This is a genomic window from Glaciecola sp. 2405UD65-10, from assembly GCF_048820975.1.
In the GTDB taxonomy this organism is placed as follows: domain Bacteria; phylum Pseudomonadota; class Gammaproteobacteria; order Enterobacterales; family Alteromonadaceae; genus Glaciecola.
The window spans coordinates 928,353-942,074 of record NZ_JBMEUF010000001.1 but is presented as its reverse complement, the minus strand read 5'-3'; the positions used below and the strand labels follow the sequence as shown (position 1 = coordinate 942,074).

The 13,722-nt window shown below is 38.9% G+C and carries 15 protein-coding genes; 13 read left to right on the top strand and 2 right to left on the bottom strand.

All coding sequences use genetic code 11. The annotated features are described in order from the left end of the window. The first annotated feature begins 36 nt into the window (after positions 1–36). The 11 genes from ACOI22_RS04295 to ACOI22_RS04245 all read left to right on the top strand — a co-directional run bounded on the left by ACOI22_RS04295 (position 37) and on the right by ACOI22_RS04245 (position 6,915). The gene (locus tag ACOI22_RS04295) at positions 37–555 is read left to right on the top strand and encodes a hypothetical protein (RefSeq protein ID WP_420670565.1); all 519 of its coding nucleotides are present in this window, start codon (positions 37–39) and stop codon (positions 553–555) included. A 156-nt stretch (positions 556–711) separates the two neighbouring features. Beyond that, the gene (locus ACOI22_RS04290) at positions 712–963 is read left to right on the top strand and encodes a type II toxin-antitoxin system Phd/YefM family antitoxin (protein WP_420670563.1); all 252 of its coding nucleotides are present in this window, start codon (positions 712–714) and stop codon (positions 961–963) included. Next, positions 953–1,240, top strand: coding sequence for a type II toxin-antitoxin system RelE family toxin (locus ACOI22_RS04285; RefSeq protein ID WP_420670561.1), 288 nt, complete (start codon positions 953–955; stop codon positions 1,238–1,240). Before ACOI22_RS04290 ends, ACOI22_RS04285 begins: the two co-directional genes overlap by 11 nt. Before the next feature lie 92 nt (positions 1,241–1,332). Next, positions 1,333–2,742 (top strand): serine hydrolase, encoded by a 1,410-nt coding sequence (locus tag ACOI22_RS04280; RefSeq protein WP_420670559.1) that lies wholly within the window; start codon positions 1,333–1,335, stop codon positions 2,740–2,742. Positions 2,743–2,781: 39 nt separating this feature from the next. Continuing rightward, on the top strand, positions 2,782–3,162 hold the full coding sequence (locus tag ACOI22_RS04275) for a hypothetical protein (RefSeq protein WP_420670556.1): 381 nt from the start codon (positions 2,782–2,784) through the stop codon (positions 3,160–3,162). Between the two features lie 615 nt (positions 3,163–3,777). Further along, positions 3,778–4,062, top strand: coding sequence for a hypothetical protein (locus ACOI22_RS04270; RefSeq protein WP_420670554.1), 285 nt, complete (start codon positions 3,778–3,780; stop codon positions 4,060–4,062). Between the two features lie 84 nt (positions 4,063–4,146). After that, complete coding sequence (locus ACOI22_RS04265) at positions 4,147–4,542, top strand: energy transducer TonB (RefSeq protein WP_420670552.1); 396 nt, start codon at positions 4,147–4,149, stop codon at positions 4,540–4,542. Positions 4,543–4,998: 456 nt separating this feature from the next. Further along, positions 4,999–5,235, top strand: coding sequence for a DUF1496 domain-containing protein (locus ACOI22_RS04260; RefSeq protein WP_420670550.1), 237 nt, complete (start codon positions 4,999–5,001; stop codon positions 5,233–5,235). Then, positions 5,216–5,713, top strand: coding sequence for a hypothetical protein (locus ACOI22_RS04255; protein ID WP_420670548.1), 498 nt, complete (start codon positions 5,216–5,218; stop codon positions 5,711–5,713). Before ACOI22_RS04260 ends, ACOI22_RS04255 begins: the two co-directional genes overlap by 20 nt. Positions 5,714–5,799: 86 nt before the next feature. Further along, positions 5,800–6,279, top strand: coding sequence for a nuclear transport factor 2 family protein (locus tag ACOI22_RS04250; protein WP_420670546.1), 480 nt, complete (start codon positions 5,800–5,802; stop codon positions 6,277–6,279). A 132-nt stretch (positions 6,280–6,411) separates the two neighbouring features. Beyond that, positions 6,412–6,915, top strand: a complete 504-nt coding sequence (locus tag ACOI22_RS04245; protein WP_420670544.1) for a GNAT family N-acetyltransferase — start codon at positions 6,412–6,414, stop codon at positions 6,913–6,915. A 62-nt stretch (positions 6,916–6,977) separates the two neighbouring features. On the opposite strand, the gene ACOI22_RS04240 is transcribed toward ACOI22_RS04245, so the two are convergent. After that, positions 6,978–7,949, bottom strand: a complete 972-nt coding sequence (locus ACOI22_RS04240) for a D-hexose-6-phosphate mutarotase (RefSeq protein WP_420670542.1) — start codon at positions 7,947–7,949, stop codon at positions 6,978–6,980. A gap of 107 nt (positions 7,950–8,056) precedes the next feature. Continuing rightward, complete coding sequence (gene gap / locus ACOI22_RS04235) at positions 8,057–9,052, bottom strand: type I glyceraldehyde-3-phosphate dehydrogenase (RefSeq protein WP_420670540.1); 996 nt, start codon at positions 9,050–9,052, stop codon at positions 8,057–8,059. Positions 9,053–9,300: 248 nt separating this feature from the next. Between gap and malQ the strand changes: the two genes are divergently transcribed. Both malQ and glgB read left to right on the top strand, forming a co-directional pair. After that, on the top strand, positions 9,301–11,532 hold the full coding sequence (malQ, locus tag ACOI22_RS04230; protein WP_420670538.1) for a 4-alpha-glucanotransferase: 2,232 nt from the start codon (positions 9,301–9,303) through the stop codon (positions 11,530–11,532). A gap of 17 nt (positions 11,533–11,549) precedes the next feature. Then, positions 11,550–13,712, top strand: coding sequence for a 1,4-alpha-glucan branching protein GlgB (gene glgB, locus ACOI22_RS04225; protein ID WP_420670536.1), 2,163 nt, complete (start codon positions 11,550–11,552; stop codon positions 13,710–13,712). Positions 13,713–13,722 lie beyond the last annotated feature (10 nt).

The window sequence follows — 13,722 nt, the reverse complement described above, 5'->3', positions numbered from 1 at the left end:
TATTGTAAGTGTTAGCAGTCATGATGGAGTTTTAAATTGGTTGGTTATGATTGGGTATGCAATGCTTGTGGAAGTAAGAATGAAGCTAAGGTTGAGTATTGCCACTCATGCAAATGCCATGCTAGCGCTAGTGTTGAAGAGATAGAGCGGTTGAGAAACCCCGACGCTGTGAAGAAAAGAGAAGGTAAAAACTTATATATTAAGAAAATTACAACCTTAATGTACGCTCCATTTTTTGCCGTTGTGTATGGGATTTCAGGAAGAATTGAAGTTCTAGCGCTAACTACGATTGTTCTTTTAGTGACACTTAAAGTAAATTCAGACTTTATTAAGTTTGTTATAAGAGACAAATGGTTAGGTAAAACTGTTGGTATATTAAGCGTCTCTTTATTGGGGTTGATGATACTGAGACTTTATATAGCTGATGATAGCCACCTAATTACTTGGATCGTAGGAGGCTTTGTGCTCTTTTCTTTTGTTGCGTACTTTTTGTTGTTCAAAAGTAGTCATGGTCAATCGGCGTTTGAGAGATATTTTAGAGATAATGACAGCTAACAAAGCAAATAAAGCCGGATGCGGTTTAAAACCGGCTGCTGTATTAACATTGGCTGCGCGCCGCTTATTTGAGTGTTATCCCTTAAATCACCAAGTATTGATAAAGGTCTAAATAAAGAGCTATAATAAGGTCTTTATTTCACTGTGGAATCAATCATGCGACAAGTATTAGCTGAATGTTCAGCAAGCATCTCTGAGTTAAAAAAAAATCCCTCTGCATTACTTTCTGAAGCTGATGGGGCTACTATTGCTATATTGAATCATAATAAGCCAGCCGCATATTTAGTGCCTGCTGATACATATGAACAACTAATGGATCTTTTAGACGATTACGAACTGTCGAAAATCGTAGAAGGCCGCCGTTCAGAGATGGATGCAGCCATCGAAGTAAATCTGAATGACTTATAAATTAAAGTTTGTGCCATCAGCATACAAAGAATGGAATAGGTTAGGCGCGCCCATAAAATCTCAGTTTCAAAAAAAGCTTCGAGAACGATTAGAAAATCCTCATGTTGTCGCTGATAAGCTAAAAGCTTACAAAGCGGTGTATAAAATTAAGCTAAGAACTGCGGGTTACAGACTAGCTTATGAAGTAATAGACGACGAAATTATGGTGTATGTTTTGGCAATCGGGAAAAGAGACAAAGATGCGATTTACAAGAAATTGGCGAAACGGATTGACTAGTCACGGGATAGCAAAACGATGAAGACGGATATCTGGGAAAAGCGCCCAGCTACCGCTTATGCAAAGTGTTATGACAGAAAGGATTCCGCCAAATGGTTCAAAATTTAGTTTTAATCTTTCTTTTATTCTTTGCCAGTTATTCACTGGCTTTGGACAGTGAGGATATAAAGCAAGATAAATCTGTAAGTCTCGCAACGATTGCAGACAGCATCGCCATGCAATACCAGCAGATGGGCTGGTTTTCCGGCGCAATACTGATAACTAAAGATAATGAGGTGGAGTTTGCGTCATCTTATGGCTTTCAGAATGTCGAAGAAAAAATAAAGAACAGCATTCAAAGTCGCTTTAATCTTGGCTCAATCATGAAAGACTTTACCAAGGTCTTGATCTTGCAACAGGTTGAGGCTGGCAAATTAAAGTTAAGTGATAAACTAGTTAGCTTCGAGTTGGGGTTCAAACAAGCTGATGCTGATAAAATCACGATTGAGCACCTACTAAATCATAGTGCAGGCTTTGCTGATATCTTTGTGGCCGAATATCGTCAGAATCAACTTGCATTTGATACTCTAAGCAAGAAAATAAAGATATTGATAAATAACCCCCTTTTATATACACCTGGGACTGATCGAAAATATTCAAATTATGGGTATGTGGTATTAGGAGTGATTCTTGAGAAAGTAACTGGAAAGCCTTTCGAAGAACTACTCAAAAACAATATCTTCAATCGGGTTGAGATGTCTTCAACGACCTTCAGGCCGGTTAATTCTCATGAATATCAGTCAGTCCGATATACATTCCAGTACAATGGCAATTTGAGAAAGGTCGGTATTAATGAACACCCTAGTCCCGATGGAGGCATTGAATCGACTGTTGTGGATGTGCAACGATTTTATCGAGCCTTATTCTATAGCAATAAGTTATTAAAAAACTCAGACGCGATTAATCGCCATTTATTTGCAATGGACGGCTCCCATTGGGGCGCATATGGCGGTGGTCAGGGCATCAGTGCAGCCGCGGAAGTAGATTTGGACACTAGCTATGAAATAGTTGTTCTGGCAAACACTGATCACTTAGTTGCCGAACGCATTTCTGGTCGAATACACTCTTACATCAAAAATGGTGAGTATCAACCAATTAGACAATTGGAAAAAAACTTTGCCTTTAAGTACTACCAATCAAAAGGAAAACAACAATTCTATAAACACTTCAAACAGGTTTATGAAGAAAATGGTTACAGTCGATTCATCGGCAGAACAATTAATGAAGTAGGAATGGAACTACTTAGTACAAAATCATGGACCGAGGCATTTGATATGTTCGAATATTTAGTTTCATTGTTTCCCAATGCACCGCAGGCCTACGACAGTTTGGCATTCGCCTATTTATCGAAAGGAGATAGCGAGGCTGCAAAAAGTACTTTTAGCAAATCTTTAACTATTGATGGTAATTTTAAAAGTGATTACGTGAGTGATAATTACGGTCATAACAATATGCTCAAGTAAGGACAGGCTATCGCCAGCTCTTAGCTTTGCGTTAGGTTTATGGTTGAACATGTCATTTCCGAAGAATATTTAGATATCGTAAATGCAGATTTTGACCTTGTTGATGGATTAATGCTTCGCAGGAATGCTTGGAATAAAAACACGCTAGGCGCATGGAATGTAAAGCTTAACGAAGATTTCATGGGCATGGAAAAGGTTGTAAATCATTACCATTTATATCAACTCTTCTGGTTTCATGATGGAGAATTTAAAACTTCTGTCGAAGATATTTTAGAAGCTGGTCGTAACGTTAAAAAAGAATGGCAGACAAGGCTGGATGTGCAATTCCCAGACCTAAATGTGATTGTTTATTTTGATGAAAGAGTTTATGCCGAGAGATGTATTAAGGAATTTAATGTCACCGCTTTTATTGACAGATAAACCTAACACTTACCATAACCTTTTTTTGTGCAAAAGCGGAACAAACCGGTTATGGTAAGTGTTAGGTCTCTCTCAAAAAGGATATGTTAACGTTAATGGAGCAGAATAAGTACAGTAAATTAGCCGCGGTCGCTTTAATTATCTCTAGTATTTTAAGTATGTTTGTATTGGGGAATACAATTTTAGTTTTTTCTGGCCATGAAAATATTGAATGGCTTTGGTTACTAATGGCACTCTTAATTCCGATTGGGGTATTAATAAATTTATTTATCGCCTTCAAGGTTTATAGAGGGAGCTTTAGGTATATTAAAGTCGCGTTTTGGCTTTATATTTTACAGATAGTTAGTTTTGAGACTTTGAGTTTCTCGTTTTATTTAAGTTTAGGATTTACCCTTCTCATATCGTGGTCTATTGGTAGCGTGACTATCACCCTGAATCTATTCGCAATTTTTATGTCGAGCTTACTATACAAGGTAATGAGGAATGTTGACGGAACCATACAAGGCAATTAAAAGGGAAAATTTACAGTTTGCTATTTTCGCTCCGCTCAACATTTTGGCAAACTATAAATTTCCCCTTATTGGGGTGTTGTAAGTAAAAAAGGATGATTGGAATATGGACAGTTTAATAGGGCTTGCTTTTATATTGTCGGGCATTGTTTACTCGGTCATGCTTCTGATAGTTTGTAGTTCAATTGCTAGCGACTTGGTTTTACCTCAATCGACTAAAAGTTGGTTAATTGCATTAGCTATACTATTACCAGTGTTTGGGATGTTTATTGCAGCCTCCAAAACAGTGACTGTTGATTCTACATCTGGATCAGCTTCAGATAATGGAACATCTGGAATAACTGGTGGCGACTATGGCTCTTCGGGTGGTTGCGGTGGAGGTGGTGAGTGAATGACTTATAAACAAAGACGGATTTTCACGAAGAGCGCGTGAAAACCGCTTATCGAAAGTGTTATACATAAGGAGAAGATTCTATTGAACAAAAAATTTAAATGGGTATCTGTTCTGCTGTTTTTATTGTGCAGTAATAAAACCTTTGGTACTGATACTGAAGTAATTTCAGAGGCTATACTTAAAGCAGTAGAAAACAGGCAGACGATAGCTCCAATCGTTAAATTTGACCCGAAGTATCCTTTAAAAGCATCCAAACAAGGTATAGAAGGGTTCTGTAAACTTTCTTTTGACCTCGCAAATAAAGAAGCGTTTGCAAAGCCTATGAACATAAAAGTGATTGAATGTACACCCTCTGGTGTATTTGAAGACGCGAGTATATCAGCACTGAGGAAGTGGATATTTTTAAAAATTGAGCGTTTGAATACAGCAGAATCTACAGATGGCTTAGTAACAACCATGAGCTTTGAGTTAGATTGATTTTGGAAAATTTGGCAATGCATAATATAAAAATTAACGCGGACATTGCCAAGAGCGGCCGCCACCGGTTACAGAAGGTGGTATGAGCTTTGGTCATCGTGTTAATTTTAAATAAAAGGAATTTTAAGTGTTTTATTTTCAGCTAGTATTTTCAATATTGTTTGTTTTTCTAACTATCTATGGGTATGTAAAAAACAAACGAAACACTATGCTTCTAGGCGCTATATGTTTTGTAATTGCAACCGCAGTACAGCCATTTTCTAAAGGGTTTAACGATGGTTTTTCAAGCGCTAAAGAGCAACTGAAAGATTCAAATGGAAAGGACTAAGGTTTGAAATCAGCTCATAGCAAATCTATAACCGGATTTTGGCAAGAACGGCCAACGCCAGATATGTAAGGCGTTATAACTTAAGTTGACACCTTTTTATAATTACATTCAATCAAGGAGATATATGAATGAAAAAACAAATTTTCGCTCTTGCGGCATCAATGTTGGTAGTATCTGTAAATGCCAGCGAGAAAATTGACTCAACGGAAATAAAAGCAATTAATGAAGCTAAATTTTGTTACTACGCAGACCGAGAATATTCAGAAGGTTCAAGGATGCTGCAAGCTGGCCGCACAATGCAATGCATTCGCGAAGACGATGGTGCCAAATTGGTATGGCAAGCACTTGAGCAAGACCAGTTATAACAAACAGTCAACCGGATTTTGGCAAAAGCGGCCAAAACCGCTTATGCAAAGTGTTAGGTTTCAGGTGGATGATATGACACATTTCCATTGGCGCTCTTATAAAAAGTTTTTTGCAATACTTGGGTTTGGTTGCTTTCTTGTATTTATTGCATATTTGCGTCCGTTAACAGGCGATTTTAAAGCACAGGTAGTTTTACTGATTGGATTTGTTTTTATTTTCACATCCATTGTCGCCATTGCGCGCAAAGGAGTTTGGGTTGAGACTGATGAGCTTGGTGTAAAATATCGTAATCTGTTTAGTGTTAAAACAGTGTGCTGGGGAAACATATTGCAGAGCTATACATTTACGATCAGATGCACCACATGTGCCTATATTAAAACTACGAGTGGCAAATCAATTACTTTGCCAATCTCAGGCAGGCGGGCGATTGAGATTTGTGAAACGATAAATAGGCTTAAAAGTGAACAAAAAACCTAACAAATCGATTAAGGCAAATTTATCCGAAGAGCGCGCGAAAAGAGCTTATTGTAACTATTATATAACAATAGAAAAGGGAACGTCGTTTGTTTAAATTCACATTTTTTTTCTTTGTATTTGCTTTGTTTTTTAGTTTTCTAGCCGAAGCAGAAACTGAGGAAGAGAGAATAAAGTTTGAGGTTATGGCGGCTTTTAAAAGTCTTGTAGATGCATCTGAAAAGTTGGATTCGAGGCTTTATTTTGAACATTTCGATAAGGAAAAATTTGTTGGCTTAAATAGCGATGGAACAAATTGGAATTCAATAAATGATCTGAGCGCACTCATTACTGATGGGTTTGAGGCTATAAAAATTATCAATTCGCTTGAATTTACAAACGTTAATATTTCAGTCATCGATAGCTACACTGCAATATTGGTAAATGAGTACGTCCAATCTATGGCCCTAAAAAGTGGGAATGACATGGATTTATCAGGTGGTGGTGTTCAGGTATGGTCGAAGCGAAGTGGAGAATGGAAAATTGTTAGTGTATCAGCCAGTAATAAACCAAGTGGCGCTATTCGGTAAAAAGATGTTATATACCAAAACTATGAACGCTGTAAAATGGGCTCATAATAAACGTTTTAAGCGCATTTTTGGAAAAGCGCAGCAACACTCGCTTGTGCCCCTAATACACCTAAACTTTGCTGGTAAAATGCTATGAAACTAATACCGCCATCTGAAGAATATCAATATTCTTACCTTAACTATATCGAAGAACTTGGTGATGAAGAGCGTTATCCATTTCCCATGGATTTCGACTATAGTAATTTTAAGCAAATGCTAGGAAAAATATCTGACTTCGCGGCCGGAGTAAATCTTCCCCCCGGTTATGTTCAAAGCTCTACGCTCTGGCTTGTTGACTCTGGCGAGTTAATAGGTGTAACCAATATACGCCACCGTCTAAATAAAGAAATTGAACATTGCGGTGGTCATATAGGTTTGGGGATACGGCCTTCTTATCGGAGTAAAGGCTATGGCAATAAACTTATGGCCCTATCTATTGCACAGCTTGAAGATTGGGGTGTAAACACTATTCATATACACTGCTACAAAAATAACACGGCATCGTCAAAAGCTATTATATCTAACGGTGGTGTGCTGGATTCTGAACTTCCAATTGCTAATAATATTGTTCAGCGATATTTAGTTGTTCGCAGCTAATTGATGCATATTAAAGAAAAACTCGCCTAAATAGGGAAGCTTTCAGCGCTTTAAAGGGCAGATTATTGTCCCTTTACAAGCTGCGTAAGTGTAAACGTTTCGCCAGGGCCAATAGTTGTTGCTTTGGTATTTGCCGCTTCTATACACACCATTGAACAATAGCCATCATCCGCCATGTCATTCATACTCACTGATTTTTCTTGCCAAGGGTTCCATATAACCACTGAATCGTTGCCATAATTTTCTATTTGCTGTCGCATGCTGTGTTTATGATCTACTAAATGAATTACTTGTGCCGTGTTGGCCTTTGCATTATTCAAATAATGAATACGATCCACTTCTTCTTGAAATACATAAGGTAGGGCGGTTGTATTATTTTTAGTTGCACTGGGCTTGTCATCATAGTTCTCTGAAACACCCTCAACAATAGTAGATTGTACATTGTCTACTTGGAAATAGGTGTGCAAAGCTTGTGTTATTTGAATATTTTCTTCGCCCTTGTTTTGAGTAATTAAAGATACTGTTAAGTCAGATCCAATTGTTAGCTCTAATATAACGTCCATATCTTTATATGCATCATATACATCAATGTTGGTAGGCCTTAGTCGTAATGTTGTTTCTACTACCTTGTTATGTTCTTGTATTTCTTTAAGCTCTAATAGTTGCCAAAATTGCGTTCTCAAAAAGCCATGGCTTGGCAAGTTGTTTGTATTAGCCAAGGCATTATCAAAATTACTACTATTATATGCCGCAAACCAAGGCCAACAAACAGGAATTCCGCCTCGTATAGGGCTGTTACTATCAAAAATAGCTTGGCTACTTAGCCACAATACGTCTTTATTGCTACTTGCTGGGATGTAAGACAATACGTGGCCGCCAAATAAACTAATGGTAGCATTGGCGTTTGCATTACTAACCTTAATACATAAGCCTTTGTCATCGTCATTTACACTAACAGAGCAAACACCATCTGTTTGCATCAATACCGCTTCTAATTGTTGTTTGCGTTCATTGTGAGTATTGCTTTGCGTCATACTAAGGCCTTTGAAAAGGTGATAAATTACATCAATAAAAAAAGCGGCCAAGGCCGCTTTTACATTCTTACATGGCTTAGCTATATTAAGCTAAATGCCACAAAAAACTATTTTGAAATGTGTGCTACTAAGTCGAGTACACGATTTGAGTAACCCATTTCATTGTCGTACCAAGATACAACTTTAACAAATGTGTCGGTTAAGGCAATGCCTGCACCAGCATCAAATATAGATGATTGAGTGTCACCTACAAAATCATTAGATACTACGTCATCTTCTGTGTATCCAAGAATGCCTTTTAAAGTAGTCTCTGAAGCAGTTTTCATTACCTTGCAGATTTCTTCGTACGAAGCACCTTTACCAAGATTCACCGTTAAATCAACCACTGAAACGTCGGCCGTTGGCACTCTAAATGCCATGCCGGTAAGCTTACCATTAAGCTCTGGAATTACTTTACCTACTGCTTTAGCCGCACCTGTTGAAGATGGAATAATGTTTTGTAAAGCACCGCGGCCACCGCGCCAGTCTTTTTGAGATGGGCCATCAACGGTTTTCTGAGTAGCTGTGGTTGCATGCACGGTAGTCATAAGGCCATCAACAATACCAAAGTTATCATTCAATACTTTAGCAATAGGCGCTAAACAGTTTGTAGTACACGATGCATTAGAAACAATCGCTTCGCCTGCATATGCTTCATGGTTAACACCCATAACAAACATAGGGGTGTGGTCTTTACTTGGAGCAGAAAGCACCACTTTTTTAGCACCCGCATCTATGTGTTTTTGAGCAGTTTCTTCAGTTAAGAACAAGCCTGTGCTTTCAACTACTACATCTACACTAACAGCATCCCAAGCTAAATCAGCAGGGTTACGCTCGCTAGTTACGCGAATTTCTACACCGTCTACAATTAATTTTCCGTCAACAACTTCTACCGTGCCGTCAAATCTACCGTGGGTAGAATCATACTTTAACATGTATGCAATGTAGTCAATATCTAGCAAATCGTTTATTGCTACTACTTCTATATCATTTCGTGCTGCTGCAGCACGCATTACTAAACGTCCAATTCTACCAAAACCGTTTATACCTAGTTTGATCGCCATTTCGTCTCCTAAGTGCTTATCAATGTGATTATTTGTAATAATATTACGAAAATTATGCACAATATTTTACAATAAAGCAAAAGAATATTGCTATCTGTTGTTTTATTACAAATATGAATACTTAATGCTATATTGCAAACGTATTCATTATCTTTATAAGGTAAACTCGAACAATAATGATTTGTTGAAAAATTGTTTATTTTGTTAAATAACGCAATATGGTCTGCTTAGATTATAGGACACCTTTTATGGCTCAGTTAGATTCAAACAGCAGTGCACATTCTTACAATAGCAACAAAGCAATGTTCGATTATTTGATTGAACAAAAAGGCATTGGTTCCAATTTTGTTGATGCTTGGGGTAAACCCACGGATATTAAGATAAGCAATCAGCTGAAAATTTTGCGTTCAATGGGCTATGAAGTTGACAATATTGAACAATTGGAAAGCCATTTAGAAGACGAGATTGTTAGCTATTGGTTAACACCACTTGCTCCTGTTGTTGTGAATAGAGTGAATGAGTCATTGCACATTCAGTTTAGAGTCACAATTGATGCTGCGGCTAAGTCGCACACACTTAAAATTAAATTGGAAAGTGGCGAGGTAAGCCAGTTCAAATTTGTACCTGTTGATTACCCCCTGCTACAAAGCCAACAAATTAACGATATTGAATTTCACGAATATGCGATTGACGTACCAGCCATAGAAACCCTTGGCTATCATGAACTACAAATATTGGTAAATCGTAAAATTATTGCAAGAACGCCTCTTATTGCTGCCCCGCAAGCTTGTTATATACCGAACAACATTCAGCAAGGTCAAAAGATGTGGGGCCTTAGCGTGCAACTATATTGCGTTAAGAGTTCTCGTAATTGGGGAATAGGGGATTTCTCTGATTTAAATTATCTTGTATCTCAAGCGGCTAAATTGGGTGCTGATTTTATTGGTTTAAACCCAATACATGCTTTGTACCCGGCTAACCCCAGCGCTTGTAGCCCTTATGGACCTAGTTCAAGATTGTGGCTTAACTACCTTTATATAGATGTTGAAAGTGTTCCTGGCGCTAATACAGATACTTTCACGCAGTGGATGAAGCAAAGCAGCGTTCAGCAAAAGTTAGTAAGCCTTCGTGATACTGAGTATGTTGATTATGAAGGTGTAGCAGACGTAAAGCTGGCGGCCTTGCAGATTGCTTTTGACGAATTTACTCGCATAAATAACACGGGACCCGTTAAAGACGAGTTTGACGCCTTTGTAAAAGCGGGCGGCAAGAGCTTGCAAACATTAGCATGCTTTGAAGCACTTCAAATGCATCTTAAGGAACAAAATAAGCCACATTGGGGCTGGCCAGTATTTCCTGAAGATATGCAAAATGCTGATGATAAAGCCGTTACAAAGTTTGCGAAAAAATATAAAGATAAGGTCGCATTCTTTTTGTTTTTGCAGTGGCAATCATTAGTGCAATTTGAACAAGCAGGTCAAATTGCCATTAATGCGGGCATGAATATAGGTTTATACCGCGACTTAGCGGTGGGGGTGAGTGAAGGCGGAGCTGAGATTTGGGGCAATAAAGATTTGTACTGTGCCGATATAAGTGTAGGTGCGCCCCCTGATATTTTGGGCCCCTTAGGGCAAAAATGGGGATTGCCGCCTATGAACCCTAGCCAACTCACTGCGCAACAGTATCAGCCTATTATTGAGCTATTTTCTTCTAATATGCATGCTTCAGGCGCATTACGAATTGATCACGTTATGGCGCTTCTGCGCTTGTGGTGGGTACATCAAGATGATGATGCTACCGATGGCGTATATGTTAACTACCCTGTAGATGAACTACTTGCCATACTTGCGCTTGAAAGCGTGCGTCACAAAAGCCTTGTTATTGGAGAGGATTTAGGCACCGTGCCTGATTCTATTCGCGAAAAATTACAGCAAAATGGAATGTACTCATACCGAGTGTTCTTTTTTGAGCAGGCGAAAGATGGCGGGTTTTTCTCACCCTCACATTACCCTGAACAATCAATGGCTACTCTTACTACACATGACATGCCTACGCTTATAGGGTTTTGGCATTGTGATGATTTAGCACTAGGTAAAGAGCTAGGTTTGTATCCAGATGATGATGTGTTGGCAAACTTGTATGATACTCGCCACGAAAATAAACAACATATTTTAGATACTTTACATGGGCACCATTCAATTAGTGATGCCATAAGTAAAGATGTGCACTACGTTGGCATGACAAAAGAACTTAATTTTGGTATGCAAACCCACATGGCCGGGGGCTCTAGTGCATTACTGAGCTTGCAATTGGAAGATTGGTTAGAAATGGATAAACCTGTTAACATTCCAGGAACATTTAACGAATACCCAAACTGGAAACGCAAGTTAAGTCTTACTTTAGAAGAGATTTTTGCGAAAGAGGAAGTGCATACCCTTACAGCGCAATTGAACCAAAAAAGACAACAAGCCAGTTATTAAAAATAAAGAGGTTATAGATGTCGATTGCACAACAAATTACTGAAGGACGTTGCGCTCAGCCTTTCGCTGAACTAGGTTGGATTCAAGATAAGAAAAAAGCCCATATTAAAATATGGTTTGAGAATGCCCTTAGTATTTCAATTGTTGATGCAAAAGATAAACACAATATAGCTGATTTACAAAAGGATGAGCACGGAATATTTTGTGCCACATTAAACGGCAAAAATGCCACTTACACACTTTATGAGGTAGTTGCACAAACACCACAAGGTGAATATCGCTACTACGACCCGTATCAATTTAAAGATACTGCTTATCATGCCGTACATTTTATTGATCATCAGCCTGAAAATTTGTATTTACAAGCGGGTGCCCAGCTAATGAGCACACCACAAGGTATAGAAGGGGTTAGGTTCACCGTTTTTGCACCGAATGCATCGGCTATGTCTTTAATGGGGAATTTTAACCATTGGGATAAACGTAGCCATCCAATGGAAAAAACGGACTTAGGTTATTGGGTATTGTTTGTGCCCGGCCTAAAAGCGGGCGAGCAATATAAATTTGCCCTTAAAGATGCCCATGGCAACACCTTACCCGATAAATCAGACCCATTAGCTTTCAGCCAACATCAATATCCATCTCATGCTTCTGTTGTATATGACCACAATGCTTACCAATGGCAACACAGTGAGCCCAAAGCGAAGAACTTGTATCATGAGCCTATGAGTATTTATGAGGTTCATTTGGGCTCGTGGCGCAGGCCTCAAACCCAAGCGCGTTATTTAACTTATCGTGAGTTAGCTGAAGACTTGGTGAGTTATGTTAAATATATGGGGTACACCCATATAGAAGTATTGCCCGTGTCAGAGTTTCCCTTTGATGGTTCGTGGGGCTATCAACCTGTGGGCTTGTTTGCTCCTACTAGCCGGTTCGGCGATCCTGATGATTTTAAGTACTTCGTAGATACCTGCCATAAGCATAATATAGGCGTGATTATTGATTGGGTTCCCGCTCATTTCCCCGAAGATGGGCACGGCTTGGCTCGATTTGATGGCACCCATGTTTATGAATATGAAGATCCTAGAAAGGGATGGCATCCTGATTGGAACAGTTGTATTTACGATTTTGGTAAGCAAACCGTACGTCAATTCTTGGTAGCAAATGCCTTATATTGGTTTGATAAATTTAAAGTAGACGGCATTCGCGTGGATGCAGTCGCTTCTATGTTGTATCTCGATTATTCGCGTAACGATGGCGAATGGATACCCAATATAGATGGCGGTAATCATAATTACGAAGCCATAAGCCTGCTTCAATGGATGAATACAGAGGTGTATGCAAAATTTCCTCATGCGGTCACTATTGCAGAAGAATCCACTTCTTTTGCGGGTGTTTCTAGGCCTGTTAATAATGGCGGTTTAGGCTTTGGATTTAAGTGGAACATGGGCTGGATGCATGACTCACTTCATTACATAGCGAAAGACCCAGCATACAGGCGTTATCACCATTGTGAATTAACATTTTCTATGGTGTATGCCTTTGATGAAAATTTCGTTTTACCGATTTCACATGACGAAGTGGTGCATGGAAAAGGGGCTATGATTCAAAAGATGCCAGGGGATGAATGGCAGCGATTCGCTAATTTACGCGCATATTATGGCTTTATGTTCGGGCACCCGGGTAAGAAGTTACAGTTTATGGGCAACGAGTTTGCACAAAGCGTAGAGTGGAATCATGATGCACAGCTTAATTGGGAACAAAGTGACTACCCAAATCACAAAGGCATACAGCTTTTGTACAAAGACCTAAATACACTGTATACAAGCGAACCATCTTTACATGAACTTGACCACAACAACGAAGGCTTTCGTTGGATTGATTTGCATAACGCAGAACAGTCTATCGTATCGTTTATTAGATTCGCTCAAAACAAAGTAGCGCCAGTACTTGTGATATGTAATTTCACGCCATCGGTGCACCACAGGATGCGAATTGGTGTGCCCGAGAAGGGCCGTTTCAGTTTAATACTCAATACTGATGATCCCAAATACGCAGGAAGCGGTTTTGCACTTGAACAACAATACACTAGCGAAGATATAGCGTTTCATGGGTGTACACAGAGCATTGAAATAAACATACCGCCTTTGGCTACGGTGTTCCTTAAACATTTAACTAAATAAAAGAAACCAT

Bases quoted from the DNA above. Each gene is read 5' to 3' on its own strand.
- ACOI22_RS04290 (WP_420670563.1), top strand. From the start codon at position 712: ATGCGACAAGTATTAGCTGAATGTTCAGCAAGCATCTCTGAGTTAAAA.
- ACOI22_RS04285 (WP_420670561.1), top strand. From the start codon at position 953: ATGACTTATAAATTAAAGTTTGTGCCATCAGCATACAAAGAATGGAAT.
- ACOI22_RS04280 (WP_420670559.1), top strand. From the start codon at position 1,333: ATGGTTCAAAATTTAGTTTTAATCTTTCTTTTATTCTTTGCCAGTTAT.
- ACOI22_RS04275 (WP_420670556.1), top strand. From the start codon at position 2,782: ATGGTTGAACATGTCATTTCCGAAGAATATTTAGATATCGTAAATGCA.
- ACOI22_RS04270 (WP_420670554.1), top strand. From the start codon at position 3,778: ATGGACAGTTTAATAGGGCTTGCTTTTATATTGTCGGGCATTGTTTAC.
- ACOI22_RS04260 (WP_420670550.1), top strand. From the start codon at position 4,999: ATGAAAAAACAAATTTTCGCTCTTGCGGCATCAATGTTGGTAGTATCT.
- ACOI22_RS04245 (WP_420670544.1), top strand. From the start codon at position 6,412: ATGAAACTAATACCGCCATCTGAAGAATATCAATATTCTTACCTTAAC.
- ACOI22_RS04240 (WP_420670542.1), bottom strand. From the start codon at position 7,949: ATGACGCAAAGCAATACTCACAATGAACGCAAACAACAATTAGAAGCG.
- gap (WP_420670540.1), bottom strand. From the start codon at position 9,052: ATGGCGATCAAACTAGGTATAAACGGTTTTGGTAGAATTGGACGTTTA.
- malQ (WP_420670538.1), top strand. From the start codon at position 9,301: ATGGCTCAGTTAGATTCAAACAGCAGTGCACATTCTTACAATAGCAAC.
- glgB (WP_420670536.1), top strand. From the start codon at position 11,550: ATGTCGATTGCACAACAAATTACTGAAGGACGTTGCGCTCAGCCTTTC.